Here is a 25043-nt window from a genome sequence, read left to right as displayed (position 1 = left end):
CGGTGATGTGCCGCACGTCGCCCAGGCGGTACTCGCCCGTGACGACGGGTGCGGGCCCGCCGAAGGCGTCGGCCAGCGCCGTCGCGAACTCGAGCACCGTGCGCGGCGTGCCGCTGCCGACGTTGAATGCGCGCGCCGCGCCGTCGGGCAGGCCCGCGAGCCCGTCGAGCGCGGCGAGGTTCGACCGCGCCACATCGCGCACGTGCACGAAGTCCCGGCGCTGCCCGCCGTCCTCGAACACCCGGGGGCCTCGCCGCGCTCGAGCGCGCTGCGGAAGATCGACGCGACCCCTGCGTACGGCGTGTCCCGCGGCATCCGCGGCCCGAACACGTTGTGGTACCGCAGCATCACCGCGCGGCCGCCGGTCGCCCTGGACCACGACGACGCCAGGTGCTCCTGCGCGAGCTTCGTGTCGGCGTACACGTTGCGCGGGTCGAGCGTCTCGTCCTCGCCGACCAGCACGGGCACGAGCGGCCGGCCGTCGGCGCCGAGCGGATCGAACACGCTGCGCTCGAGGTCGTCGACCGCGCGCGGCGGCGGCAGCACGACCCGGTCGCCGTCGCGGTAGCGCCCCTCGCCGTAGACGACCATCGACGACGCGATCACGAGCCGGTCGACGCCCGCCGCGGTCATCTCGGCGAGGAGCACCGCCGTGCCGGTGACGTTCGTCTCGGCGTAGTCGGGCGCATCGGCGAAGTCGACGCCGAGCCCGACCTTCGCAGCCTGGTGGCACACCGCGGTCACGCCGTCGAGGGCGGCGCGCAGCTCGGAGGCATCCGTCACCGACCCCTGCACCAGCTCGACCCCGTCGGGCAGCACCGGCCGCGCCCCGCCGTGCACCTCGGGCCGCAACGCGTCGAGCACCCGCACGCGCTCGCCGCGCGCGACGGCCGCCTCGACGACGTGCGAGCCGATGAAGCCGGCGCCCCCGGTGACGAGCAGCACGTCAGGCCACCACGGGCGCCTGCGCGAGCACGGCCGCGACGGCCGCCGGGTCGACGAACTGCCGGGCGGTGTAGGCGTCGGGCACCGCGCCGACCATCGCGGTGATCGCGGCGCGGATGCGCGGCTCGGCCGCCGCCATGCGGTCGAACACGAGCTGCGGGTCGACCGCGTCGGCCTCGCCCGCCTCGTCGCCGGCATCGGTGTCGGTCACGAACGACAGGTTCACGAGGCCCACGCCGAGCTCGGCGGCGAGCACGACCTCGGGGTACTGCGTCATGTTCACGAGGTGCGCGCCCCACGAGCGGAACAGGCGCGACTCGGCGCGGGTCGAGAAGCGCGGCCCCTGGATCACGACGGTGGTCGCCTCGGTCATGAGGTCCTCGCCGAGTGCGGTGACGGCGGATGCCGCGTGCCGGCGCAGCTCGGGGCAGAACGGGTCGGCCGCCGCGAGGTGCTGCACCGACGGGCCGTCGAAGAACGTGTCGGCGCGGCCGACGGTGCGGTCGATGAACTGGTCGGGCAGCGCGAACCGTCCCGGGCGCGCCTCGGGCACGAGCCCGCCGACCGCGGCCGAGGTGACGATGGCACGCACGCCGAGGCTCGCGAGCGCCCAGATGTTCGCCCGGAAGTTGAGGCGATGCGGGGGGATCACGTGACCCGCCCCGTGTCTGCTGAGGAACGCGACCCGGCGGCCCTCCAGCGCGCCGATCACGAGCGGACCCGACGGCGGGCCGTACGGGGTCGCGATGTCGACGGGCTGCGCGTCGTCGTCGAGCAGGCCGTACAGGCCGGAGCCGCCGATCACGCCGATCTCGACGCCGTGCGCTGCGTGCGGTGCGGGTGCGGTCACGGTGCGGGTCCTCTCGTCGTGCGGGGCTGCTTCGATCGTGCCGTGCCGGGCGCCGCGCGTGCGAGGCGCAGCGGGCCGGTGTTCGCGGACCGTAAGGAAAGACGCTCGGCCTCCGCCCCGCTCGTCACGAGAATGGCACGCATGAGCGGCGTGACCGATCGACTCGCCGTCGTCGCGGAACGACGGTTCGCGGGGGTGCGGGCCGAGCTCGCGCACCCCGCGAAGCATCCGCGCACCGCGGTCGTCTTGGGGCGGCTCCTCGGCGCCGCCTTCCTCATCTGCTTCGCGACGGGCCTCTACAGCCACTTCCTGCAGGACCCGCTGCCGGGCATGGTGTTCCCGACGCGGCCCGTCTGGCTCTACCAGGCCAGCCAGGGCGTGCACGTCACGGTCGGCATCGCGCTCCTCCCGCTGCTGTTCGCGAAGCTCTGGACCGTCTACCCGAAGCTCTTCGAGTGGCCGCCCGTGCGCTCGATCCCGCACGCGATCGAGCGCACGTCGATCGCCGTGCTCGTGGCCGTCGCGGTCATGGAGCCGCTCATCGGCCTCGTCAACACGTACCAGTGGTACCCGTGGGAGTTCTCGTTCCGCCGCACGCACTTCGCGCTCGCGTGGGTGCTGGTCGGCGCGCTGGCCGTGCACGTGGCGGTGAAGCTGCCCGACATCGTGCGGTACTGGCGCCGGGGGTCGGATGCCCCTGAATCGGCCGACTCCGCGACCCCGGCGCCCCGGGAAGGAGACGCCGATGCCTGACTCCGGCATGAGCCGCCGCGCGCTGCTCGCGACCGTCGCGACGGCGTCGGTGGCGCTCGTCGCCACGACCGCCGGCCAGACCTGGGCCTGGCTCGAGCCGTTCAACGTGTTCGCGCCGCGCCGCCGCGGCGACGGCCCGCAGGGCCTGCCCGTGAACCGCACCGCAGCGCAGGCGGGCGTCACCGACCTCGCGCGCGACCCCGACTGGCGGCTGACCGTCGCGCACGACGGCACCGAGCAGCCGTTCACGCGCGACGAGCTCGCCGCGATGCCCCAGAGCGAGGCCGTGCTGCCGATCGCGTGCGTCGAGGGCTGGAGCACGACGGCGCACTGGCGGGGCGTCGCCATGCGCGACCTGCTCGAGGCGGTCGGGGCGCCGTCAGGGGCATCCGTCTTCATCACCAGCCTCGAGCCGCGCGGGGCGTTCCGCACCTCCGAGATGGGGCCCGAGTTCGCGCGCGACCCGCTCACGCTCGTCGCGCTCGAGCTGAACGGCGAGGTGCTCGACCTCGAGCACGGGTACCCCGCGCGCATCATCGCGCCGGCCCGCCCGGGCGTCGTGCAGACCAAGTGGATCGAACGGATCGAGGTGCAGGCATGAGGGCCGCGCGCGTGGCGCTCGTCGTGGTCGGCGTCGGCCTGGCGCTCTACGGCGGGTTCCTGCTGTTCACCGAGCAGCGGCTCGACCAGGTGCTCGCCGTGGTGATCTGGCTGGCCGGGGCGATCGTGCTGCACGACGCGATCCTCGCGCCCGCGTCTGCGGCGGTCGGCGGTGGCCTGCGCAGGGTGGGCGGTCGGATGCCCCGGGGCGCCGCTTCGCTGATCGGCGCAGGTCTCGCGATCGGCGCGCTCGTCACGATCCTCGTGGTGCCGCTGCTCATCGCGCAGGCGCGCGGCCCGCGCAACCCCACCGTGCTCGCGGGCGAGTACGCGCTGGCGCTCGCCGTCGCGTGGCTCGCGATCGCCGTGCTCGTCGCCGTCGGCGTCTCCGCGCTCCACGCGCGGGACCGCCGCCGGGCCTGAGCCCCTGGCGCGAGGTCAGGCGGGCTCGAGGGCCGCGAAGGATCGGTCGCCGACGGTCCAGGCGTCGCGCACGGCGAGGCCGGCGGATGCCGCGGGAGCCGGGAGCGCACGCACGCCGAGGTGCGCCCATGGGAACGGGAGGCTGCGCCCGCCCGCGCCGTCGTGCAGCACGCCCTCGAACGCGTGATCGGCGTCGTGGTCGACGTGCGTCTCGACGACGACGCGGCCGTGCGCGTCGAGTAGCGCTGCGCACCGGGCGAGCAGCGCCGCGGGGCTGCCGCCGATGCCGACGTTGCCGTCGAGCAGCAGCACGGCGCCCCACGCGCCCTCCGACGGGAGCCGGTCGAATACCGAGCGGTGCAGCACGGGCAGCCCGCGGGCGCGCGCGACCGCGACCGCGGCCGCCGACACGTCCACGCCGAGCGCGAGGTGCCCCGCGAGGATCGCCGCGAGCACCATCCGCCCCGGGCCGCAGCCGGCGTCGAGCACCGCGCCGCGCACGCCGTCGAGCGTCGACCGGTCGGCCTCGTCGGCGGGTGCGGCGAAGCGGGCGACGTCGATCGGCGAGGTGGCCGCCCTGCCGGTCGCGTCCACGTGCGCGAGTTCCAGGGTCGCGCGCCCGTCGCGCAGCGCGCGGTCGTACGGATCGTGGCCGCCCGCGCCGAAGCGCGGCTCGATCGCCACCCCGACGGTCGGCCGGCTCACGGCGCGCCCTCCTCCGGCACGAGCTCCGCGACCACGCGCGCGAGCCGGCCCTGGGGCGCGGCGGCGACGGCGGGCGCGAGATCGGCGGCCGTGTCGATGTCGGATGCCTCGGGCAGCATCCGCACCGCGAGCCCCGCCTCGCGCAGCCGGCCGAGCTGCAGCGCGCCGGTGTCGTCCTGCGACATGGGCACGCCGCGCAGCAGCGCCCCGTCGGGCGCGCGCATCGCGAGCGCCCAGAACCCGCCGTCGGTCGCGAGGCCGAGCCAGGCGTCGACCCCGGGCGCATCCGCGAACGCCGGCAGCACCGCCTCGGGGCGCACGTGGGGCGTGTCCATGCCGATCAGCACGAGCGGCTCGTCGACCGCGTCGAAGAGGTACCCGAGCCGGGCGTCCAGCCCGCCCGCGGGCTGGTCGAGCACCTCGAACCCCGAGGCATCCGTCGCCCCGAGCTCGCCGTCGTGGAACAGGATGCGCCGCGTGGCCGGCAGCGCCCGCGCGAGGTCGAGGGTGTCGTCGACGCACGCCTGGGCGATCGTCGCGGCCTGCGCGAGCGAGTACGGCGGGTGCAGCCGCGTCTTCGCATGCCCGGGCAGGCATGCCTTCGCGATCACCGCGACCGCCGTCACCGGGCGGCCTCCCGCAGCCGGGCCGACATGTCGCGCACCGCGGTGATCGTGCCGCGCACCGTGCCGGTCACCTTCGAGACGCCGATGCGGCGCCGGTAGGTCACGTCGACCTCGGCGATGCGCAGCCCGTCGGCTGCCGCGCGCAGCACGAGCTCGAGCGGGTAGCCGCTCCGCCGGTCGTCGAGCCCGAGCGCCAGCAGCGCCTCGCGCCGCCCCGCCCGCATCGGCCCGATGTCGCGCAGCGAGACCCCGGTGATCGCGCGCACGCGCCGGGCGATCACGGCGTTGCCCCACCGGGCGTGCAGCGGCATCGCACCGCGCTCGACCGGCACGCGCCGCCCGATCACGAGGTCGGCGCCGCTCTCGACGAGCGCGACCAGCGCGGGCAGCTCGCCCAGGTCGAGCGAGCCGTCGGCGTCGGCGAACCCCACGATGTCGGTGACGGATGCCTCGAGCCCGGCGTGCACCGCCGCCCCGTATCCGCGCACGGGGCAGGCGATCACGGTCGCACCGGCCGCCCGCGCGACCTCGGCCGAGCGGTCGGTCGACCCGTTGTCGACGACGAGCGCACGGTAGCCGTCGGGCAGCCCGGCGAGCACGCGGGGGAGCGCCCCCTCCTCGTCGAGGCACGGGAGCACGACGTCGACGGCAGATACGGTCACGAGTCCGACACTAGGGAGCGGGCGGGCGGAGCGCAGCAGGCCAAGTCTTACGATTCCGGGACGAGGGGCGCTGCGGCGCCGCATCCACCGCCCCGCAACCCGCCTGCGTCCTATTCTTGGCACGTGGCCGAACCGAACCCCGAGGGCGGGCCCGCGGTCGACGAGGCCCTCGTCGACCGGCGCGTGCTCGTGATCGAGGACGACCCCACCGTGCTGGAGGTCGTCTGCCGCTACCTGCGCGCCGCCGGGTTCATCGTCGACGCCGAGCGCGACGGCATCGCGGGGCTCCGGCAGGCGGCGCGCGTGCCGCCCGACCTGGTCGTGGCCGATCGGATGCTGCCGGGCATCGACGGCGTCGAGGTGTGCCGCCGCATCCGCGCCGAGCGCCCGGTGCCGGTCATCATGCTCACCGCGCTCGGCTCTACCGAGGACCGCATCGAGGGCCTCGAGGCCGGCGCCGACGACTACATCGCGAAGCCGTTCTCGCCGCGCGAGCTCGTGCTGCGCGTGCAGTCGGTGCTGCGCCGGAGCCTCCCAGACTTCGCCCCCGAGGCGCCGTTCGACCTCGGCGCGTTCCATCTCGCGACCGCCGACCGGGTCGTGACCAAGCACGGCGAGGAGCTCTCGCTCAGCGTGCGCGAGTTCGAACTGCTGGCGTTCCTGCTGAAGCATCCGCACCAGGTGTTCAGCCGCGAGCAGCTGCTCAAGGCCGTGTGGAAGTGGGACTTCGGCGACCTCTCGACCGTGACGGTGCACGTGCGGCGCCTGCGCGAGAAGATCGAGGACGACCCCACCGAGCCGCAGCACCTCACCACGGTGTGGGGCGTGGGATACCGGTTCGCCGCATGATCCCGCTGCCCGACCTCCTCGCCATCGTCGGCATCGCCGGCGTCGCCGCGCTGCTCGTCGGCGCCGCCGGCCTGCTCGCGCTCGTCGCGGCCCGTCGCGCGTCGATCATGGTGCAGGTCGTCATCGTCGTGCTCTCGACCGTGCTCGCGGTCGGCGCCGGCACCATCGCCGTCGCCAACGCCATGTACCTCTCCGAGCACGACCTGCTCGTGACCGGCTGGGTCGTCGTGGTCGGCGGCGTGGTCGCGCTCGGGGTGGGCGCGGTGCTCGGCCGCATCCTCGTCGGCAACACCCGGCGCCTGCGCGAGATCGCCCGCGCGGTCGGCGACGGCCAGACCGTGCAGCCCGACGGCCGCGAGGGCACCGAGTTCGCCGCGCTCGCCGCCGAGCTCGCCGACGCCAGCCGCCGCCTCGCCGACTCGCGCGCCGAGGTGGCGCGAATCGACGCCTCGCGCCGCGAGCTCATCGCGTGGATCTCGCACGACCTGCGCACCCCGCTCGCCGGACTCCGGGCCATGGCCGAGGCGCTCGAGGACGACATGGTCGACGACCCCGCCCGCTACCACGCGCAGATGCGCGTGCAGGTCGACCGCGTCTCGAGCATGGTCGACGACCTGTTCGAGCTCTCGCGCATCCAGTCGGGCGCGCTCGCGCTCGAGATGGAGCAGGTGTCGCTGTTCGACCTCGTGTCCGACGCGGTCGCCGAGCTGCTGCCGCTGGCCCGCTCGCGCGAGGTGACGATCGTCGAGTCGCGCGCGGGCGACCTCACCGTCACGGGCGACGCGCGCGAGCTCTCGCGGGTCGTCGGCAACCTGCTCATGAACGCCATCCAGCACTCGCCGCCGGGCAGCCGCATCGAGGTCACCGCGGAGGAGACGGGCGACGAGCACGTCGCGCTCAGCGTCACCGACGCGGGCGGCGGCATCCCCGAGGAGGACCTGGCGAAGGTGTTCCGCGCCGGGTGGCGCGGCACGCCGTCGCGCTCGCCGAGCGAGGCGCCCGCCGACCCGATCGCCGCGGGCGCTGGGCTCGGCCTCGCGATCGTGCAGGGCATCGTCGCCGCGCACGCGGGCGGCGTGAGCGTGCGCAACGTGCCGGGCGGATGCCGCTTCGACGTGACGCTGCCGAGGGTGGGCGCGCCCGCCTGAGCGGTGCCGGGACCCCGGCGCGCACCCGCGACGCGCCGCACGCCCGCCGGTTCGCCCATCGCGGAATGTGCGCGTTTCGTCCCGCGTCGGCTTGACCGTGCCGCGTCGATGCTGAATCGTGGGGGACTCCGCTCGCCAGCCAAGGAAGGGAGCCTTCGTGCTCACGCTCACCGAAACTGCCAGCACCGTGGTGAAGACCATCGTCGCCCAGACCCCGGGTCTCGACGACGGCGGACTCCGCATCAACACCGACCAGCCCGGCGGCACCGAGTTCGCCGTGTCGGTCGCGCCCGCGCCCGAAGCCAGCGACGCCGTCGTGGAGGCCGAGGGGGCCAAGGTCTTCCTCGGCGAGTTCGCCGCGCTCGCCCTCGACGACAAGGTGCTCGACGCACAGGTCGGCGAGGACGGCAGCGTGCGGTTCGCCATCGGCGACCAGGCCTAGGGGACACGCCCCGGCACCAGGCCGAGAGACTCGTCGTGTTCGGCGCGTCGCCCCTCGCGGGCGGCGCGCCGAACGTCGTCTCCGGGTGACCGGCGGGCGGCCGCCCCGGGCGTAGGCTCGACCCGATGAGCGACCTGCCCCGCACGCGAGACATCCCCCTGCCCGACTCGCATCGCTGGCGCGCGTACTGGGTCTGCGTCGCGGTCGCCGGGCTCACCATCCTCGACCTCTCGAAGGTCAACGTCGCACTGCCCTCGATCGAGGAGGCGATGGGCGCCGGCTCGACCGAGCTGCAGCTCATCGTCTCGGGCTACGTGCTCGCCTTCGGCCTCACGCTCGTGCCCGCCGGCCGCCTCGGCGACCAGCGCTCGCGCACCGTGCTGTTCGTCGTCGGACTGACCCTGTTCACGCTCACGAGCCTGGCGTGCGCGCTCGCCCCGGATGCCACCTGGCTGCTGGTGTTCCGGATGCTCCAGGGCGTCGCCGCGGGCATCCAGATGCCGCAGGTGCTCGGCCTCATCCAGCAGCTCTTCCACGGCGCCGAGCGCGGCAGGGCGTTCGGCCTGTTCGGCGCGATGATCGGCGTGACGACCGCGATCGGCCCGACCCTCGGCGGGCTGCTCATCGCCATCGGCGGCCCCGAGGACGGCTGGCGCGGCATCTTCTGGATGAACGTGCCGCTCGGCGTGATCGCCATCGCCCTCGCGCTCTGGGTGCTGCCCGAGACCCGCACCCGCTCGCACCGGAAGGTGCAGCTCGACCCGGTGGGCCTCGTCATCTTCGCGATCACGGTGCTCTCGCTCATGTGGCCGTTCCTGTTCACGACCGGCTCGCCCGACGACGACCCCGCGCGCTGGTGGCTGCTCGTGGTGTTCGTGCTCGGCGTCAGCGCGTTCGTCGCGTGGGAGCGCCGCTACGAGGCATCCGGTCGCCAGCCCCTCGTGCCGCTCGGCCTGTTCCGCATCGGGTCGTTCCGCAACGGCGCCCTGCTGCAGTCGGTGTTCTTCGCGGCCGTGCCGTCGATGTTCCTGCTCACGACGCTGTACTTGCAGGACGGCCTCGACGTCGCGCCCGTGTTCGCGGGCATGGTCACGATGGGCTACGCCCTCACGAGCGCCTTCGCGTCCTGGCGGGGCGGCCTGCTCGTGGAGCGCTGGGGCCGCGGGCTGGTGCTGTTCGGCCTCGGCGTGCTGATCGCGGGCGTCGGCGTGCTCGTGCTGCTCGCGCTCTCGACGCCGTCGGCGGTCACGCCGTGGGCCATGGCCGGCGCGCTGATCGTCGCGGGCCTCGGCGGCGGCCTCGTGGTCTCGCCCAACCAGACGCTGACGCTCGCCGACGTGCCCGTGCGCAGCGGTGGCCTCGCCGGGTCGGTCGGCCAGCTCGGGCAGCGCATCGGCACCGCCGTCGGCACCGCGATCGCGCTGTCGCTGTTCTACGCCACGCTGTACCGCGAGGAGGGCGACGCCCCGCAGCTCGAGGTGTTCCACCACGCGTACGGGTTCGGCATGCTGGCGGTCGCGGTGCTGCTCGCGATCGCGTTCGCGGTGGGCATGGCCGACCTGGGCGCGCGCGTCCGCGCCCGCCGCAGCCGTGCCGCCGACGGGGAGCCGGAGCCCGGCCCCGACGAGCCCGACGACGACGACATCGCGAGCGGGCACGCCTGACGCGGGGGCCACGGCGGGCGGATGCCACGGGCCGACGACGCCGGCCCGGCGCGCGGGTCAGCGCAGGGCGGGCTCGGTTCCCTCCGGGGCATCCGAGAACGCGTGCTTCGGCACGAAGTACAGGCTGACCGCCGCCACGACCGCGGTGAGGCCGCAGACCAGCCACACCGTGACGTAGCCCGAGAAGCTGCCCGCGGTGCCGTCGCCCGTGCCGCCGCCGAGGTGCTGGATCAGCGCGATCGCGAACACCGCGGATGCCACGGCGCCGCCGACCGTCTTGACCGAGTTGGTGAGGCCCGTTGCGACGCCCGTCTGGTGCGCCGGTGCCGCGGCGGCTGCGGCGGCGGGCAGCGCGGCGACGAGCGCGCCCGAGCCGATGCCCGCGATCACCATGTTCGTGAGCGCCTGCGCGTACCCGTCGTGGAACGGCAGGAACAGCAGGTACCCGGTCGCGACCATGAGGCTCGCCCCGATGAGCGCCATGCGTGGGGCGACCCAGCGCGTGACGAGCGGGAAGAGCAGCGCGCCGACGACGAGCGAGAGCACGTACGCGCCGATGAGGATCGACGTCTCGCCGGTCGTCGCGCCGAGCCCGTAGCCGACCTCGGACGGGTCGGTGCGTGCGAAGGTCGACAGCGGCGCCTGCGCGCCGAGCACGCTGACGCCGAACAGGCCCGCGGTGAGGAACACCGGCCAGAGCGCGGGGGAGCGGAACAGGCGCACGTCGATGAGCGGGTCGGCCTGGCGCAGCTCGTAGCGCACGAACGGCACGATGAGCGCGAGGCCGAGCAGCACGACGCCCCACGAGAGCAGGTCGGCGGGACCGTTGATGCGCAGCAGGCTGAGCCCGCCGGTGAAGGCGAGCAGGGCGAGCGTGATGAGCACGAGCCCGCCGGTGTCGAACCGGCCGCCGGTGAGGTCGGGCGACTCCGTCACCCCGAACAGGATCACGAAGAAGCACGCGCAGACCGCGATGGCGGGGATGAGCAGCAGCACCTGGATCGGGATGCCGCTGTCGGCCAGCGCACCCGCGGAGAGCGCGCCGGCGATGGCGCCGAGCTCGAGCGCGGCCACGAGGAAGCCCGCGGCCCGGCGGGTGAGCGCCGCCGGCGCCTCGCGGTCGCGGCTCCGCGAGTAGATGAGCGCGATCTCGAGCGGCAGCCAGACCACGTAGAAGCCCTGGAGCGCCCATGCCACGAGGAACACCGCGAACTGGTCGGTGAACGCGAGCGCGAGGCTCGCGGCGGCGGTCACCGCGGTCGAGACGAGCAGGATGCGCTTGTGCCCGAACATGTCGCCGAGCTTCGCGAGCGCCGGCACGACGAGGGCCGAGAGCATGAGCTGCGAGCCCTCGAGCCAGTTCACGTCGGCGTCGTGGATGTCGAGGTGGCGTGCGATGTCGGTGAGCAGGGGCGTGTAGTAGCCCTGGATGATGCCGCTCGTGAACTCGACGAAGGCGAGGAAGCCGACGACGGCCGCGACGGGTCCGAATCTCACGGCGCGTGACAAGGGATGCTCCAGTGGTGCGGGGTGCTGCGGGAGGGACCGGGTCGAACCGGGTGCGAACACCCTAGCCCGGTTCGGGCTCAGTCCGGCAACGCTGTGAGCAGCGCCCGGTGGAACCGCTCGCCGCGTTCGAGGCTGTCGATCGACACCCATTCGTCGACGCCGTGGATCGCGGCGCGCTGCCCCGCGTCCATCGCGAGCGGCGCGAACCGGTAGGTCGCCGGCGTGTAGCGGTGGAACCAGCGCGAGTCGGTGGCCTGCATCATGAGGTACGGCACCGTGACCGCGTCGGGGTGGGCCGCTCCGACGGCGGCGCGGATCGCGTCGAACTGCGCGTTGTCGGCCGGCGACTCGGGCGACGGGTCGCTGGCCTCGGGCACCTCGATGCGCACGTGGCGATCGCCGATCACGCGACGCAGCCGTCGCAGTACCTGCGCGGTCGTGGTGCCGGGCGCGAGACGCAGGTTGAGGGTGGCGGACGCCCCGGCGGGCAGCACGTTCGGCGCGCTGCCGCCCGAGAGCATCGTGACCGCGAGGGTCGTGCGCACCATCGCGGCGGGCTCGCCGCCCATGCGCGCGAACACGCGTGCGGTGAGCCACGGCACCGCCGCCAACGCGCGCAGCGCGAGCCGCGCCGAGCCGGAGGCGTGCGCGGCGAACGTGCCGAGCATGTCGCGCGCCGAGCGCGGCAGCCGCGGCCGGAACGGGTTGCGCTCGAGGCGGCGCACCGCGCGGGCGATGCGCGCCGTGGCGGTCGTGCCGCGGGGCGCCGACGCGTGCCCGCCGACGCCGTCGGCCCGCAGCACCACGGTCATGATTCCCTTCTCGGCGACGCCGACCATGGCGGAGCGCACGTGCACCCACGACATGGGGTCGTCGATGACCGCGCCGCCCTCGTCGAGCACGAGCCAGGGGCGGATGCCGCGCTCGTGCAGCAGGTCCGAGGCGATGGGGGCCGCGTCGCCATACGACTCCTCGTTGCCGCCGAAGGAGAGGTACACGTCCTGCGCGGGTGCGAACCCGGCCGCGAGCAGGTTCTCGACCGCCTCGAGGATCACGAGGAGCGGACCCTTGTCGTCGAGCGTGCCGCGGCCGTGCACGGCCCCGTCCGCGACGACGCCCGCGAACGGATCGTGGGTCCAGCCGTCCTCCGCCCGCGCGGGCACGACGTCGTAGTGCGCCATGAGCACGACCGGGCGCTCGTCGCTGCGCCCCGGCCAGCGGTAGAGCAGGCCGAACTCGCTCGGCCGCTCGCGCTCGAGGTGCGCGTGCACGAGCGGGTACTCCTCCTCGAGCAGCCGTGCGAACGCCTCGAACGGCTCGCGCCCGACGGCGTCCAGCTCGGCCGAGACGGTCGGCAGGGCGATCATGCGGGCGAGGCGCTCGGGCGCTCCCGGGCGGGGCGTGACGGATGCTGCGGGCACCAGCACACCCTAGACCAGCCGCGTCGCGCCCTCCTGCGCGAGCGCGTGGCGCAGCTCGTCGCGGTCGAGCTCGCGGCCGAAGACCAGGTGGCCGGGCTCGAGCAGGCGACCGGATGCGAGCGGGCCGGCGTCGACCGGGTCGAACCCGATCGCGTCGACGAAGTCGGCCACGACGGCCTTCGCATCGGCGGCGTCGCCCGCCACCGCGATCGCGCGCCGCAGCGGATCGCCCGCGGGCCGCTCGTCCTCCTCCATGTCGTGGTAGCCGAGGTGGTTGAGCGACTTGACGACGCGTGCCGCGGGGTTCAGGTCGGCGTGCTGCTCGGCGGTCGAGCGGCCGTCGGCCTCGACGTCGGCGAGCACGCCGTCGATCGGCGGCCAGTAGTTCGTCGCGTCGACCACGATCTTCCCGTCGAGCAGGCGCCAGTCGACCGAGTCGACCTTGGCGAACGGCACCGCCACGATCACGAGGTCGGCCCGGCGCGCCAGCTCGGAGGCATCCGTCACCTGCGCCCCCGGCGCGACCGTGTCGACCAGCAGCGCGAGCGCGAGCTGGCGCGGCGAACCCGCCACGAGCACCTCGTAGCCGGCCGCGATCGCGAGGCGCGCCAGCGCACTGCCGACCTTGCCGACGCCGATGATGCCGACGACGCGGCGGCCGAACGCGGACCGGGGGTGGGGACGCTCCTGCACACGAGGTGCAACCGGACGCACCGGTGCGGGATTCCCGCTCGTGCTGGAATAGGCGCGGGTGGTGCGCGCGTTCGGAACATGCGAACGCATGGAACACCGCCGCGGCGGAGGGGAGCACGATGGACACGCAGGTCGAGTTCGGGGTCGACACGTTCGGCGACGTGACGACGGATGCCGCGGGCGAGCCGCTCAGCCAGGCGCAGGTGCTGCGCAACGTCGTGGAGGAGGGCGTGGCCGCCGAGCGGGCCGGCCTCGACTTCTTCGGCGTCGGCGAGCACCACCGGGAGGACTTCGCGGTCTCGGCGCCCGAGGTCGTGCTCGCGGCGATCGGTGCGCGCACCGAGCGCATCCAGCTCGGCAGCGCGGTCACGGTGCTGAGCTCCGACGACCCGGTGCGCGTGTTCCAGCGCTTCGCGACCCTCGACGGCATCACCGGCGGCCGCGCCGAGGTGATCCTCGGGCGCGGCTCGTTCACCGAGTCGTTCCCTCTGTTCGGCTACGACCTCGGGCAGTACGAGGCACTGTTCGAGGAGAAGGTCGAGCTGTTCGCGAAGCTGCTCGAGCAGGAGCCCGTCACCTGGGAGGGGAAGCTGCGTCCGTCGATCGACGGACGCACCGTCTACCCGCACGTCGAGCACGGTCGCCTGCGCACTTGGATCGGCGTCGGCGGCAGCCCCGAGTCGGTCGTGCGCGCCGCGCACTACGGACTGCCGCTCGTGCTCGCGATCATCGGCGGCTCCCCGGCGCGCTTCGCGCCGCTCGCCGAGCTCTACCGCAAGGCGCTCGGGCAGTTCGGTCGCCAGGAGCTGCCCGTCGCGGTGCACTCGCCCGGTCACATCGCCGACACCGACGAGCAGGCGCGCGACGAGCTCTGGCCGCACTACGCCGACATCATGGGGCGCATCGGCCGCGAGCGCGGCTGGGGCCCGATCACCCGCGCGCACTTCGAGCAGGAGGCGGGGCCGCACGGCGCCCTCTACGCGGGCTCGCCCGAGACGGTCGCGCAGAAGATCGCCGCTGCCGTGCGCGCCATCGGCGTCTCGCGCTTCGACCTGAAGGTCTCGAACGGCACGCTGCCGCACGAACTCATGATGGGTTCGATCGAGCGCTACGGCACCCAGGTCGTGCCGCGCGTGCGGGAACTGCTGGCGGAGTCCGCCTGAGCGGTCGCGGCCGGGAACCGACCGGCCGGGCCTACTTCGTCGCGCGCGACGCGCCGGCCACGACCAGGGTACGGAACCAATTGGCGTCGGGCAGGCGCGCGAGCATCGAGCCGCCGATGATCGTGATGAGCACGTACGCCGTCGCGAGCGGCGCGATGTCCGGGGCCACGCCGGCGCTGATCGCGAGCCCGGCGATGACGATCGAGAACTCGCCGCGCGGCGTCAGCGAGAACCCGGCGCGCCAGCGGCCGAGCGGGCCGATGCCCGCGCGCTTGGCCGCGAGGTAGCCGGTGAGGGTCTTCGTGGCCATGGTCGCGACGGCGAGCAGCGCCGCCGGCAGCAGCATCCGCAGCAGCTCGCTCGAATCGGTCGCGAGGCCGAAGAAGACGAAGAAGATCGCCGCGAACAGGTCGCGGAGCGGGGTGAGCAGCTGGGACGCCGAGTGCGCCACGCGGCCCGACAGCGCGATGCCGACGAGGAACGCACCGACCGCGGCGGACACGTTGACCTGCGCGGCCAGCCCCGCCACGAGCATGGTGAGCCCGAGCACGCCGAGCAGCAGCGGCTCCGCGTGCTCGGTCGAGAAGAACCGCGACACGACGTGGCCGTGCCGGAAGGCCACGAACAGGATGATCGAGACCACGGCGACCGCGACCGCGACCGCCACCGCGCCCTCGAGCAGGCTGACGCCGACGACCAGCGCCGAGAGCACGGGCAGGTAGAACGCCATCGCGAGGTCCTCGATGACGAGGATCGCCAGGATCGTCGGCGTCTCGCGGTTGCTCAGGCGCCCGAGGTCGCGCATGAGCTTGGCGATCACGCCCGACGACGAGATCCACGTCACGCCCGCGAGCGCGACCGCGGCGACCGGGCTCCAGCCGAGCATGAGTGCGCAGACGGCACCGGGCGTCGCGTTGAGCACGGCGTCGATGAATCCGGCGTACTTCGATTGCCGGAGGTTGGTGAACAGCTCCTCGGCCGTGTACTCCAGCCCGAGCAGGGCGAGCAGCAGGATGACGCCGATCTCGGCGCCGACCTCGAAGAACTCCTCGCTGGCGTCGAGCGGCAGCACGCCGCCCTCGCCGAACAGCAGCCCGACGAGCAGGTAGAGCGGGATCGGCGAGATGCCGACGCGGATCGCGAACCGCCCGAGCAGGCTCATGCCGAGCAGGAGGGCGCCGACCTCGATGAGGATCAGCGTCGTCTCATGCATCGGCGCCCCCGTCTCAGCCGGGGCCGTGTGCGATCAGGCGGGAGGCCGCGTCGAGGCCCTCGCGCGTGCCGACGGCGACGATGACGTCGCGCGCGCGCAGCACCTCGGCCGGCGTCGGCGACGGCACCACCGTGCCGTCGCGCACGATCGCGACGATCGACACGCTCGTGCGCGTGCGCATCTGCGTGTCGCCGAGGCGCGCGTTCAGGTACGGCGAGTCGGTCGGCAGCTCCAGCTGCTCGGTGAAGACGCCGGTGGATCCGTCGGCGAAGCTCGTCAGCCGCGACATCATCACCGATGCCCCGAGCAGGTCCGCCAGCGCCGAGGCCTCGTCGTCGCTCAGCGCGACCGTCTCCCGGCAGGTGTCCGGGTCGTCCCGGTCGAAGACGCCGAGGTCATGCTCGCCGTCGCGCAGCGAGACGACGCTGATGCGCCGACCCGCGTCGGTCACGAGGTCGTGCCGGACGCCGATGCCCGGCAGGTCGACCTTCTCGATTCTCACGCCCACGGTTCGACTCTAGCCGCGCGCGAGGTCGCCGGGGCGCCCGCGCGTCGACCTGTGATCAGGCCGTGCCCGTCAGGCCCCGTCGGTGCGGCCGAGCAGGTGGAACGGGATCGCGAGCGAGACCGCGATGAGCAGGATTCCACCGGCGAAGACGAGCGTCTCGAAGCCGGTGGCGACGAAGGCCATGCCGAACGCGAGCATGCCGAGCAGGAAGAGCAGCATGGCGATGACGAATGCGAACACGTTCATTGGGGGCCTCTCGCGGTCGGTCCGCGTCGCTGCGCGGCTGCGTCCGAGTCTAGCGAGGCCGCCCGGTGCGGCCGGTCACTCGGGGATCGGCCCGAGCCACGCGTTCGCGACGGTCGCGTGCGCAGACTCGTCGTCGGAGGGGTGGAAGATGCCCGCGAGCACATCGCGGGAGAGCCGCCCCAGCTCGTCGCCCGCGAAGAAGGTCCGCCCGCCGGCGACGCGGATCGCCTGGTCGACCGTGGCCCGGGCGGTCTCGGTCGCGCGCACCTTCATTCCCGAGAGCTTCGGGAACCAGCGCGGCCCGTGGTCGGCGAGCGCGTCGACGTCGTGCGCGAGCGCGGCGAGCTGCGGTGCCAGCGCGTCCTGCGCGATGGCGGCGGATGCCACGCGGCGGCGGATGTCCGGGTCGTGCGCGAGCTTCCGGCCATCGAACTTCATCGAGGTCCGCGCGTGCGCGGCCTCCACCGCGAGCTCGAGCGCCCGGTCGCCGATGCCGGTGTACACGGCCGCGAGCAGCAGCTCGAAGGCGGCGAAGATGCCGAACACGAACGGGTCGGCGTTCGGTTCCGGATCGAGCCGGCGCACCACCCGGTCGGCGGGCGCGAAGGCGCCGTCGAGCACGGTCGTGCGGCTCTGGCTCGCGCGCATGCCGATCGTGTCCCAGTCGTCGAGGCTCGACACGTCGGGGTCGTCGCGGTCGATGAAGGCGTAGACGATCTTCGGGGCATCCGACGACCAGGTGTCGAGGCCCATGGTGCCGAGCCGGGTCCACGCGGGCGACATCGACGTGAAGATCTTCCGGCCGTGGAACCGGTACCCGCCGTCGGGCTGGGGCCTGGCCTCGGAGCGCGAGCCGAAGAGCATGAGGTCGTTGCCCGCCTCGCTGATGCCGAACGCGAACACCTCGCCGTCGGCCGCCTCGCGCTGCAGGAAGCCCAGCGTGTCGTCGCCGCGGTCGGCGAGGATCTTCGCGACCCCCGTCCAGACCAGGTGCATGTTCACGCCGAGCGCCGTCGCCGGGGCCGCTCCCGCGAGCCGCGCCTGCGCCTGCAGCGCGTCGCCGAGGCTCCAGCCGAGGCCGCCGAGCTCGACCGGCACGAGCGCCCGCAGGTACCCCGCCTCGCGGAGCTCGGCGAGGTCCTCGTCGAAGAAGCGGTTCTCGCGGTCGTAGTCGGCAGCACGGGCGCGGATGCGGGTGAGCAGCCCCTCGGTCAGGACATCGTCGACGGTCACGCCGCCAGACTACGCCCGGCCGTCGCTGCCTCCGTCGCCGGTCGGCGCGGGCTCGGAGGCATCCGTCGCCCCCTCCGGCGCAGCCGGCCCCGCCGTCGGCGCGGCCCGGTTCGACCGGCGGCTGCCGCGCACGGCGAGCAGCACGATGCCGGTCGCGACCGCGGCGATCACCGCGAGGAAGAGCAGCCACGGGGCCAGCACGCCGAACGCGACCATGAGCCCGCCGAGGAAGCCCCAGAGCGCGTTCCAGCCGGCGACGACGCCGTCCCAGAACGAGTCGGGCTCGGCCGGCGCCACGATGCCGGGGGCGTAGAGCTCGAGCCAGACCGTCGCGAACTCGACCTGGTCGCCGACCGCCGCGCGCTGGGCCACGAGCGAGTCGAGCTGCGCCTGCCGGTTGGTGAGCTCGGTCTCGATGGTGATCAGGTCGGAGATGTCGTCGGCCTGCGCGAGCAGCTGGGTGAGGCGGTTCACCGAGGTCTGGAGCGCGCCGATGCGCGCGTCGAGGTCCTCGACCTGCATCGTCACGTCGGTCGAGCTGACCGACACGGTGTTCACGGTGCCGAGCTCCTGGAGCTCCTGCAGCGTCGCGTCGAGGCGCTCGGCGGGGATGCGCAGCAGCAGCGACGCGCTCGCCTGCCGGTTGTCGGCCTCGGGGTACTCGGTGCGGCTGTCGACGCGGCCGCCCGCCGCGGTCACGATGCCGGTGGCCCGCTGCGATGCGGCGATCGGGTCGTCGACCGTGATCGACACCGATCCGTTCGTGATGACGCTGCGGTCGTCCGCGGCATCCGCACCGCCCGACGACTCCTCGGCGAACTCGTCCATCGCCATGTCGCCGTCGCGCAGCTGCATCTCGCCGTCGGGCCCCATCACCTCGGGCCCGACCACGCCGGGCTCCGACACGGTGGCCGAGTCGTTCGCCGAGAACGAGCACCCGGTGAGGACCAGTGCGGTGAGCAGGATGCCGGCTCCGGCGGCTGCGATGCGTCTCATGGCACACACGGTAGCGGCGCACGCGAGCCCCGTGACTGCGAGCGGTCTGGGAGTCCGGTCACGGTTGCGTTGCACTTTCGGCGGGTTTCCGGGCGGGCACAACGTTGCGGCGTCCCGGCTCGTCTGGCGGGGCCCCGCGGGTGGTCAGTGCGGGGTGATCGTGACGGGTTCGGTGTCGGGGATCGGGCTCGCGTCGCGCCCGCGCAGGTCGGGGTGCCAGCGCCGCCCGATCGTGGGCACGAGGACGCCGACGAACGCGAGCACCGCGGCCGCGACGAAGGCGCCGACCGGGCCGTAGCCGTCGATCAGGAAGCCGGCGACCGCCGAGCCGAGCGCGGCGCCGATGAGCTGGCCGGTGCCGATCCAGCCGTACGCCTCGGCGGTGTCGGAGAACTTCACGCTCGCCGACACGATCGCGAAGATGACGGCGAGCGCGGGCGCGATGCCGATGCCCGCGACGAACAGCGTCGCTGCCAGCCACCAGAACTCCATGGCCGCCGCGGCGACCGCGACGCCGACGAACACGATCAGCATGCGCCGGGCGAGCGCCCACGGCCCGATCGGAATGTGCCCGAAGAGCAGGCCGCCGGCCAGGCTGCCGACGGCGAAGATGGCGAGCACGATGCCGGCCTCGGCGCCGTCGTGCCCGAAGACCGCCACGACCCCGGCCTCGACCGCCGCGCAGGCGCCGATGAGGAGGAACCCGACGATCGTGCCGAGCAGCACCGGCGGCCGCCCGAGCACCACCCCGAACCGTCGCTTCGACATCGGGATGCGGACGCGCCCGAGCTCGGGCGACGAGATGAACCAGATGCCGCCGCCGACGAGCAGCGCAGCGGCCGTGAGGATGCCCCAGACCGTGCTGATCTGGGTCGAGATGAACGTGGTGACGACGGGGCCGACGACCCAGATGATCTCCTGCGCCGACGCGTCGAGCGAGAACAGCGGCGTGAGCTGCCGGGAGTTCACCATCTTCGGGTAGATCGTGCGCACGGCGGGCTGTACGGGCGGCGTCGACAGGCCGCAGACCAGGCCGATCGCCATGTAGAGGGGAACCGTGAGCGGGAGCACGGCGATGGCGACGACGGATGCCGCGCAGATGACGAGCGTCGTGATGAGCACGGGTCGCATGCCCCAGCGCCCCATGAAGCGGCTGGTGAGCGGCCCGGCGACCGCCTGGCCGACGGAGGTGGCGGCGAGCACGAGGCCGGCGGCCCCGTACGATCCGGTCTCGCGCTCGACGTGGAGCAGGAAGGCGAGCGACAGCATGCCCGACGGGAACCGGGCGGTGAGCTGTGCCGCGATGATCCGAGCGACTCCCGGGGTGCGGAGCAGGTCGGCGTAGCGTTTCACATCTGCACTCTACGTTCCGGCGGAGCATCCGAAATCACATCAGTCTTGACTGATATAACTGATTCCTGATACGAATGGACCGTGCACGCATTCGATGTCCTCGGCGACCCGGTCCGCCGGCGCATCCTCGAGCTCCTCGCCGACGGCGAGCGGCCCGCGGGCGCGATCGTCGAGGTGATCGCCGGCGAGTTCGGCATCACCCAGCCCGCGGTCTCCCGGCACCTGCGGGTGCTGCGCGAGACCGGGTTCGCGACCGTGCGGGCCGAGGGCGCCCGTCGGCTCTACGCGGTCGACGGCGCGGGCATCGACGACGCCGAGCGACAGCTCGCGCGCTACCGCGCGCAGTGGTCGCAGCGGCTCGACGCCCTGCACACCGAGGTCGCCCGCGGACTGCGGGGGCGGCGCGCGCCGGACGCCGCCGACGATCCCACCCACGACCGCGACCGCACCGACGAGACGGAGACGACATGAGCATGGACTGCGAGATCACCCGGCACGGCGAGGGCTTCCTCCTCGAGTTCGACGAGGTCTACCCGACGACGCCCGACGACCTCTGGGAGGCGGTCACGACGCCCGAGCGACTGGCCCGATGGATGACGGAGTACCGCGGCGACCTGCGCGTGGGCGGCAGCTGGGAGGCGATCGCCTCCGACGGCAGCGTGTGGGGCGTGGGTGAGGTCACCTCGTGCGACCCGCCGCGCTCGTTCGAGACCGTCTGGCACGCGCGCGAGGAGCAGCCGACCGTGCTGCGCGTCGAGCTCGCGCAGGTTGACGGGGGCACGCGCCTGCGCCTCCGGCACGAGGGCGTCCAATCGATCTACTACGGCGCGGGCTGGCACGTGTACCTCGAGCAGCTCGGCCGGCACGTCGTCGACCCGCTGCCGACGCACGCCGACGAGGCCGCGTGGGACCGCCGGTTCGGCGAGCTCTCGGGCGACTACGAGGAGCGCTTCCGCGCGCTGCACGGCTGAGACGCTCGCGCGATTGAGCGTGCGGCGCGGCAGCGCCGCGTCAGCCCGCGAGCGCCTTCGCGATGCGCTGCACCGAGACCGGCTCGGCGGTGCGCAGCTCCTGCGCGAACAGGCTCACCCGCAGCTCCTCGAGCAGCCAGCGGGCGCGCACGAGTTCGGCGGGGGAGTCGGCGGCGAGCGGGATCGCCCCGCCGGCCGACTCGTATGCGGCCGTGGCCTTCTCGAGCTCGTTCATCCACTGCCGGTCGCGGCCGGGCTGCTCCTGGAGCTTCCGCACCCGCACGACGATGCCCTCGACGTAGCGGGGCAGGTGCACCAGCCGCTCGAGTCCCGTCGCGAGCACGAAGCCGGGTCGCACGAGCGCGTCGAGCTGCGCGCGGGCGTCGCCGAGCGCGTGCATGAGCGGCAGGCTCGTCGCGCCGCGGATCGCCCTGTCGGCCTCGCGCCAGCGCTGCAGCACGCGCGTGACGAGCGCGACCGTGTCGTCGAGTCGCTGCATCACGCTCGCCGAGACCGCGTCGCGCACGGCCTCGAACTCGGCACGGGTGAACAGCAGCCCGTCGGGGTGCCGCTCGCGCAGCACGGCGTCGACGCAGGCCGCGAGGCAGTCGTCGAGCAGCGCGCGGGTGCCGCCGTAGGGGCTCGCCGCGAGCAGCAGCTTCTCCTGGTTCGACAGGTGCTCCTGCACGTACGAGACGGGCGACGGCGTGGCCAGCACGAGCAGGCGACGGATGCCGCGCCGCGACGCCCGGTCGCGCTCGGCGGCGGTCGCGACCAGCCGCACCGACACGGCGTCCCCGTCGTCGACGAGCGCCGGGTAGGCGCGGATCACGTTGCCGGCCTGCCGCGTGTCGACGTGGCGGGGCAGCTCGTCCCACTCCCAGGCGGTCACGCCCGAGCGTTCCGCGATCGCCGGTCCTGCGCTCGCCGCTCCTGCGGTATCCGCTGCCGCGGTCTCGGCGGGGCGCTGTCTCCCGCGCGCCCGGCCGGGCTTCGAGACGGCGTCGGCCACGGCCGCACGCGTGCGGTCGGCGAGCCGGCGCTGCAGCTCGGTGAGGTCCGTGCCCGAGCCGACGGCGCGGCCGCGCTCGTCGACCACCCGGAACGTCATGCGCAGGTGCGCCGGCACGCGCTCCGGATCGAAGTCGTCCGCCGTGACGGGCGTGAACGTCAGTCGCTTGATCGTGGCGGCGACGACCTCGGCGAGCGGCTCGCGCTCCGCGCCGTCCTCCGGCCCGCCGGGCAGCTCGTCGCCGATGCGCGCGGCCCACTCGGCCGCCGGCACGACCGACCGGCGGATCGACTTCGGGAGCGTCCGAAGCATCGCCTGCACGAGTTCGTCGCGCAGGCCCGGCACCTGCCAGTCGAAGCCGACCGGCGACAGCCGCGGCAGCAGCACGAGCGGCACGGTCGCGGTCACGCCGTCGTCGTCGGCGCCCGGGTCGAACCGGTACGCGAGGCGGATCGTCTGGTCGCCCTGCCGCCACTGGTCGGGGAACCCGTCGCCGCGGCCGTCGGCCTCGTCGCCGACGAGGTCCTCGCGCCGCATCGTGAACAGGTCGGGCCGCGTGCGGTGCTCGGTGCGCCACCACTTCTCGAACCCGCGGGTCGTCGACACGTCGGCCGGCACGCGCTCCTCGTAGAAGGCGACCACGGCCTCGTCGCCGGCCAGGATGTCCCGCCGCCGCGTGCGCGCCTCGAGGTCGCCGAGTTCGGCGCGGAGCGCCCGGTTCGCGCGCACCCACGCGAACACCCGCCGGTCGAGGCGCGAGGTGTCCCACTCCTCGTCGACGAGCGCGTGCCGGATGAACAGCTCGCGCGCCAGCGGGGCATCCGCTCGTGCCAGCTGCATCCGTCGCTTCGGCACGATCGGCACGCCGAACAGCAGCACCTTCTCGTCGGCGATGGCCGAGCCCTGCTTCGGGTCCCAGCGCGGCTCGCCGTAGCTGCGCTTCACGAGCGACCCGGCGAGCGGCTCGGCCCACGCGGGGTCGATCGCGGCGGCGGTGCGCGCGAAGAGGCGGCTCGTCTCGACGAGCTCGGCGGTCATGATCGCGGCCGGCGGCTTCTTCGCGAGCGCCGAGCCCGGGAACACCTGGAACCGGGTGTTGCGCGCCCCGACGAACTCGCGGCTGGGGCGGCGGCCGGATGCCTCGGGGCGGCCCTTCCCGCGTCCCCGCGCGGCATCCGTCGCCGTGTCGTCGCGCAGCCCGATGTGCGAGAGCAGCCCCGACAGCAGCGCCCGGTGGATGCCGTCGGCGTTGACGCGCGGCTCGCCGACGTGCAGGCCGAGCGGCTTCGCGAGGCGCACGAGCTGGCGGTACAGGTCCTGCCACTCGCGCACGCGCAGGTAGTTCAGGAACTCGGTGCGGCACATGCGCCGGAACGCACTCGACCCGAGCTGCCGCTGCTGCTCCTCGAGGTGGTTCCAGAGGTTCAGCAGGGTGAGGAAGTCGCTCGTCGGGTCGACGAACCGGGCGTGCATCGCGTTCGCCTGTTCACGCTTCTCGAGCGGGCGCTCGCGCGGGTCCTGGATGGTCATGCCGGCCACGATCGCGAGCACCTCGCGCGAGACGCCCTGCGCCTTCGACTCGATGACCATGCGGGCGTAGCGGGGCTCGATCGGCAGGCGCGAGAGCTGGCGGCCGACGCGCGTGAGGCGCGGGCCGTCGCGCGAGTCGCGGTCCTCGAGCGCGCCGAGCTCGCGCAGCAGGTCGAGGCCGTCGCGGATGCCGCGGACATCGGGTGGCGTGAGGAACGGGAAGTCCTCGACCGCGCCGAGCCCGAGCGACGCCATCTGGAGGATGACCGCCGCGAGGTTGGTGCGCAGCACCTCGGGGTCGGTGAACTCGGGGCGCTTCTCGTAGTCCTCCTCGGCGTAGAGGCGGATCGCGATGCCGTCGCTCGTGCGGCCCGATCGGCCCGAGCGCTGGTTCGCCGACGCCTGCGAGATCGGCTCGATCGGCAGGCGCTGCACCTTCGCGCGCGTCGAGTAGCGGCTGATGCGTGCGGTGCCGGCGTCGACCACGTAGCGGATGCCGGGCACGGTGAGGCTCGTCTCTGCGACGTTCGTCGCGAGGATCACCCGGCGCCGGAGGCCCGCGACCTTCGACGGCTCGAACACGCGGTGCTGGTCGGCGGCCGACAGTCGGCCGTACAGGGGGAGCACCTCGGTGACGCCCGCACCGCCGCGGCGTGCGGCGTGGCCGCGCACCGCCTCCTCGGCGTCGCGGATCTCGTTCTCGCCCGAGAGGAACACGAGCACGTCGCCCGGCGCTTCGCGGTCGAGCTCGTCGAGCGCGTCGAGGATGCCCTGCTGCACGTCCTTGTCGTCGGCCGCGGCGCCCTCGTCCTCCTCGTCGTCGCCGGCCTCGCCGACGAGCGGGCGGTAGCGGATCTCGACCGGGTAGGTGCGGCCGGACACCTCGATGACCGGCGCCGGTTCGCCCGCGGCATCCGCGAAGTGCCGAGCGAAGCTCTCGGGGTCGATCGTCGCGCTCGTGACGATCACCTTGAGGTCAGGCCGCTTCGGCAGCAGCTGCTTCAGGTAGCCGAGCAGGAAGTCGATGTTGAGGCTGCGCTCGTGGGCCTCGTCGATGATGATCGTGTCGTAGCGGCGCAGCATCCGATCGTGGTGGATCTCGTTGAGCAGGATGCCGTCGGTCATCACCTTGATGCGGGTCGACTCGCTCACGCGGTCGGTGAAGCGCACCTGGTAGCCGACGAGGTCGCCGACCTCGGAGCCCAGCTCCTCGCCGATGCGCTCGGCGATGGTGCGCGCGGCGATGCGGCGCGGCTGGGTGTGCGCGATCGACTCGCGCCCGAGCTCGAGGCAGATCTTCGGCAGCTGCGTCGTCTTGCCCGAGCCGGTCGCGCCGGCCACGATCACGACCTGGTGATCGCGCACGGCGCGCGTGATCTCGTCGCGCATGCCGGAGACCGGCAGCTCGGCGGGGTAGGTGATCGTGGGAAGCACAGCCCTCCATCGTACGGCGCGCCGGGCCGAGCGGTGCGCGGCCCCGGGGCATCCGCTCGCCCTTGCATTGGATAGTGTCGATATCTAGTATTGG

General features: G+C 73.7%; 24 protein-coding genes and 1 pseudogene. 10 read left to right on the top strand and 15 right to left on the bottom strand.

Going from position 1 to position 25043, the window contains the following annotated elements; all coding sequences use genetic code 11:
- Positions 1-175: 175 nt before the first annotated feature.
- Positions 176-945: pseudogene (locus QUE38_RS02820) on the bottom strand (NAD-dependent epimerase/dehydratase family protein); the annotation flags it as partial.
- Position 946: 1 nt separating this feature from the next.
- The gene (locus QUE38_RS02815) at positions 947-1795 is read right to left on the bottom strand and encodes an MTAP family purine nucleoside phosphorylase (protein WP_286310082.1); all 849 of its coding nucleotides are present in this window, start codon (positions 1793-1795) and stop codon (positions 947-949) included.
- A 141-nt stretch (positions 1796-1936) separates the two neighbouring features.
- Here QUE38_RS02815 and QUE38_RS02810 point away from each other — a divergent pair, with 141 nt between their 5' ends.
- Genes QUE38_RS02810 through QUE38_RS02800 form a run of 3 tightly spaced genes read left to right on the top strand, consistent with a single transcriptional unit; the run spans position 1937 to position 3571 of the window.
- Entirely contained in the window at positions 1937-2548 is a 612-nt protein-coding gene (locus tag QUE38_RS02810; protein WP_286310081.1) for a hypothetical protein, read from the top strand.
- Entirely contained in the window at positions 2541-3149 is a 609-nt protein-coding gene (locus tag QUE38_RS02805) for a molybdopterin-dependent oxidoreductase (protein WP_286310080.1), read from the top strand. The genes QUE38_RS02810 and QUE38_RS02805 overlap by 8 nt, the downstream gene beginning before the upstream one ends.
- Positions 3146-3571, top strand: a complete 426-nt coding sequence (locus tag QUE38_RS02800) for a hypothetical protein (protein ID WP_286310079.1) — start codon at positions 3146-3148, stop codon at positions 3569-3571. The genes QUE38_RS02805 and QUE38_RS02800 overlap by 4 nt, the downstream gene beginning before the upstream one ends.
- Positions 3572-3586: 15 nt before the next feature.
- Here QUE38_RS02800 and QUE38_RS02795 read toward each other — a convergent pair whose 3' ends face one another.
- Genes QUE38_RS02795 through QUE38_RS02785 form a run of 3 tightly spaced genes read right to left on the bottom strand, consistent with a single transcriptional unit; the run spans position 3587 to position 5564 of the window.
- The gene (locus QUE38_RS02795; RefSeq protein ID WP_286310078.1) at positions 3587-4276 is read right to left on the bottom strand and encodes an SAM-dependent methyltransferase; all 690 of its coding nucleotides are present in this window, start codon (positions 4274-4276) and stop codon (positions 3587-3589) included.
- Positions 4273-4902: a TIGR04282 family arsenosugar biosynthesis glycosyltransferase gene (locus QUE38_RS02790; RefSeq protein WP_286310077.1), complete on the bottom strand. Its 630-nt coding sequence runs from the start codon at positions 4900-4902 to the stop codon at positions 4273-4275. Before QUE38_RS02790 ends, QUE38_RS02795 begins: the two co-directional genes overlap by 4 nt.
- On the bottom strand, positions 4899-5564 hold the full coding sequence (locus QUE38_RS02785; protein ID WP_286310076.1) for a glycosyltransferase family 2 protein: 666 nt from the start codon (positions 5562-5564) through the stop codon (positions 4899-4901). The genes QUE38_RS02790 and QUE38_RS02785 overlap by 4 nt, the downstream gene beginning before the upstream one ends.
- A 123-nt stretch (positions 5565-5687) precedes the next feature.
- Between QUE38_RS02785 and QUE38_RS02780 the strand changes: the two genes are divergently transcribed.
- The 4 genes from QUE38_RS02780 to QUE38_RS02765 all read left to right on the top strand — a co-directional run bounded on the left by QUE38_RS02780 (position 5688) and on the right by QUE38_RS02765 (position 9667).
- Positions 5688-6413 (top strand): response regulator transcription factor, encoded by a 726-nt coding sequence (locus tag QUE38_RS02780; protein WP_286310075.1) that lies wholly within the window; start codon positions 5688-5690, stop codon positions 6411-6413.
- The gene (locus tag QUE38_RS02775) at positions 6410-7561 is read left to right on the top strand and encodes a sensor histidine kinase (protein WP_286310073.1); all 1152 of its coding nucleotides are present in this window, start codon (positions 6410-6412) and stop codon (positions 7559-7561) included. The genes QUE38_RS02780 and QUE38_RS02775 overlap by 4 nt, the downstream gene beginning before the upstream one ends.
- Before the next feature lie 157 nt (positions 7562-7718).
- Positions 7719-8003, top strand: coding sequence for an iron-sulfur cluster assembly accessory protein (locus QUE38_RS02770; RefSeq protein WP_286310072.1), 285 nt, complete (start codon positions 7719-7721; stop codon positions 8001-8003).
- A 125-nt stretch (positions 8004-8128) separates the two neighbouring features.
- Positions 8129-9667, top strand: coding sequence for an MFS transporter (locus tag QUE38_RS02765; protein ID WP_286310070.1), 1539 nt, complete (start codon positions 8129-8131; stop codon positions 9665-9667).
- A gap of 57 nt (positions 9668-9724) precedes the next feature.
- Here QUE38_RS02765 and QUE38_RS02760 read toward each other — a convergent pair whose 3' ends face one another.
- The 3 genes from QUE38_RS02760 to QUE38_RS02750 form a co-directional block, all read right to left on the bottom strand.
- Positions 9725-11164, bottom strand: a complete 1440-nt coding sequence (locus tag QUE38_RS02760) for an MFS transporter (protein WP_286310069.1) — start codon at positions 11162-11164, stop codon at positions 9725-9727.
- Between the two features lie 89 nt (positions 11165-11253).
- The gene (locus tag QUE38_RS02755; RefSeq protein WP_286310067.1) at positions 11254-12597 is read right to left on the bottom strand and encodes a M20/M25/M40 family metallo-hydrolase; all 1344 of its coding nucleotides are present in this window, start codon (positions 12595-12597) and stop codon (positions 11254-11256) included.
- A 9-nt stretch (positions 12598-12606) separates the two neighbouring features.
- A complete protein-coding gene (locus QUE38_RS02750) occupies positions 12607-13290 on the bottom strand; it encodes an NADPH-dependent F420 reductase (protein WP_286310066.1) in 684 nt (227 codons plus the stop codon).
- A 119-nt stretch (positions 13291-13409) separates the two neighbouring features.
- On the opposite strand from QUE38_RS02750, the gene QUE38_RS02745 reads away from it, so the two are divergent.
- The gene (locus QUE38_RS02745; protein ID WP_286310064.1) at positions 13410-14453 is read left to right on the top strand and encodes an LLM class flavin-dependent oxidoreductase; all 1044 of its coding nucleotides are present in this window, start codon (positions 13410-13412) and stop codon (positions 14451-14453) included.
- A gap of 31 nt (positions 14454-14484) precedes the next feature.
- Here QUE38_RS02745 and QUE38_RS02740 read toward each other — a convergent pair whose 3' ends face one another.
- The 6 genes from QUE38_RS02740 to QUE38_RS02715 all read right to left on the bottom strand — a co-directional run bounded on the left by QUE38_RS02740 (position 14485) and on the right by QUE38_RS02715 (position 20002).
- Entirely contained in the window at positions 14485-15666 is a 1182-nt protein-coding gene (locus tag QUE38_RS02740) for a cation:proton antiporter (RefSeq protein ID WP_286310062.1), read from the bottom strand.
- Between the two features lie 13 nt (positions 15667-15679).
- Positions 15680-16174, bottom strand: coding sequence for a cation:proton antiporter regulatory subunit (locus QUE38_RS02735; protein ID WP_286310060.1), 495 nt, complete (start codon positions 16172-16174; stop codon positions 15680-15682).
- A gap of 69 nt (positions 16175-16243) precedes the next feature.
- A complete protein-coding gene (locus QUE38_RS02730; RefSeq protein WP_286310059.1) occupies positions 16244-16420 on the bottom strand; it encodes a hypothetical protein in 177 nt (58 codons plus the stop codon).
- 75 nt (positions 16421-16495) lie between these two features.
- Entirely contained in the window at positions 16496-17653 is a 1158-nt protein-coding gene (locus QUE38_RS02725; RefSeq protein WP_286310057.1) for an acyl-CoA dehydrogenase family protein, read from the bottom strand.
- Between the two features lie 9 nt (positions 17654-17662).
- Positions 17663-18649 (bottom strand): DUF4349 domain-containing protein, encoded by a 987-nt coding sequence (locus tag QUE38_RS02720; protein ID WP_286310056.1) that lies wholly within the window; start codon positions 18647-18649, stop codon positions 17663-17665.
- Positions 18650-18793: 144 nt separating this feature from the next.
- Positions 18794-20002, bottom strand: a complete 1209-nt coding sequence (locus QUE38_RS02715) for an MFS transporter (RefSeq protein ID WP_286310053.1) — start codon at positions 20000-20002, stop codon at positions 18794-18796.
- An 81-nt stretch (positions 20003-20083) separates the two neighbouring features.
- Between QUE38_RS02715 and QUE38_RS02710 the strand changes: the two genes are divergently transcribed.
- Positions 20084-20473 carry an ArsR/SmtB family transcription factor gene (locus tag QUE38_RS02710; RefSeq protein ID WP_286310052.1) on the top strand — a complete coding sequence of 130 codons (390 nt, stop codon included), beginning with the start codon at positions 20084-20086 and terminating at the stop codon, positions 20471-20473.
- Positions 20470-20973, top strand: a complete 504-nt coding sequence (locus tag QUE38_RS02705; protein ID WP_286310050.1) for an SRPBCC domain-containing protein — start codon at positions 20470-20472, stop codon at positions 20971-20973. Before QUE38_RS02710 ends, QUE38_RS02705 begins: the two co-directional genes overlap by 4 nt.
- A 40-nt stretch (positions 20974-21013) precedes the next feature.
- On the opposite strand, the gene hrpA is transcribed toward QUE38_RS02705, so the two are convergent.
- Entirely contained in the window at positions 21014-24949 is a 3936-nt protein-coding gene (hrpA, locus tag QUE38_RS02700) for an ATP-dependent RNA helicase HrpA (protein ID WP_286310049.1), read from the bottom strand.
- Between the last annotated feature and the right edge of the window lie 94 nt (positions 24950-25043).

The sequence above is a fragment of the Agromyces mangrovi genome (assembly GCF_030296695.1).
In the GTDB taxonomy this organism is placed as follows: domain Bacteria; phylum Actinomycetota; class Actinomycetes; order Actinomycetales; family Microbacteriaceae; genus Agromyces; species Agromyces mangrovi.
Note: the sequence above shows the minus strand (reverse complement) of the source record. Positions and strands in the feature narration are given on the sequence as shown.

Bases quoted from the DNA above. Each gene is read 5' to 3' on its own strand.
- QUE38_RS02775 (WP_286310073.1), top strand. From the start codon at position 6,410: ATGATCCCGCTGCCCGACCTCCTCGCCATCGTCGGCATCGCCGGCGTC.
- QUE38_RS02805 (WP_286310080.1), top strand. From the start codon at position 2,541: ATGCCTGACTCCGGCATGAGCCGCCGCGCGCTGCTCGCGACCGTCGCG.
- QUE38_RS02720 (WP_286310056.1), bottom strand. From the start codon at position 18,649: ATGAGACGCATCGCAGCCGCCGGAGCCGGCATCCTGCTCACCGCACTG.
- QUE38_RS02765 (WP_286310070.1), top strand. From the start codon at position 8,129: ATGAGCGACCTGCCCCGCACGCGAGACATCCCCCTGCCCGACTCGCAT.
- QUE38_RS02800 (WP_286310079.1), top strand. From the start codon at position 3,146: ATGAGGGCCGCGCGCGTGGCGCTCGTCGTGGTCGGCGTCGGCCTGGCG.
- QUE38_RS02705 (WP_286310050.1), top strand. From the start codon at position 20,470: ATGAGCATGGACTGCGAGATCACCCGGCACGGCGAGGGCTTCCTCCTC.
- QUE38_RS02745 (WP_286310064.1), top strand. From the start codon at position 13,410: ATGGACACGCAGGTCGAGTTCGGGGTCGACACGTTCGGCGACGTGACG.
- QUE38_RS02810 (WP_286310081.1), top strand. From the start codon at position 1,937: ATGAGCGGCGTGACCGATCGACTCGCCGTCGTCGCGGAACGACGGTTC.
- QUE38_RS02740 (WP_286310062.1), bottom strand. From the start codon at position 15,666: ATGCATGAGACGACGCTGATCCTCATCGAGGTCGGCGCCCTCCTGCTC.
- QUE38_RS02730 (WP_286310059.1), bottom strand. From the start codon at position 16,420: ATGAACGTGTTCGCATTCGTCATCGCCATGCTGCTCTTCCTGCTCGGC.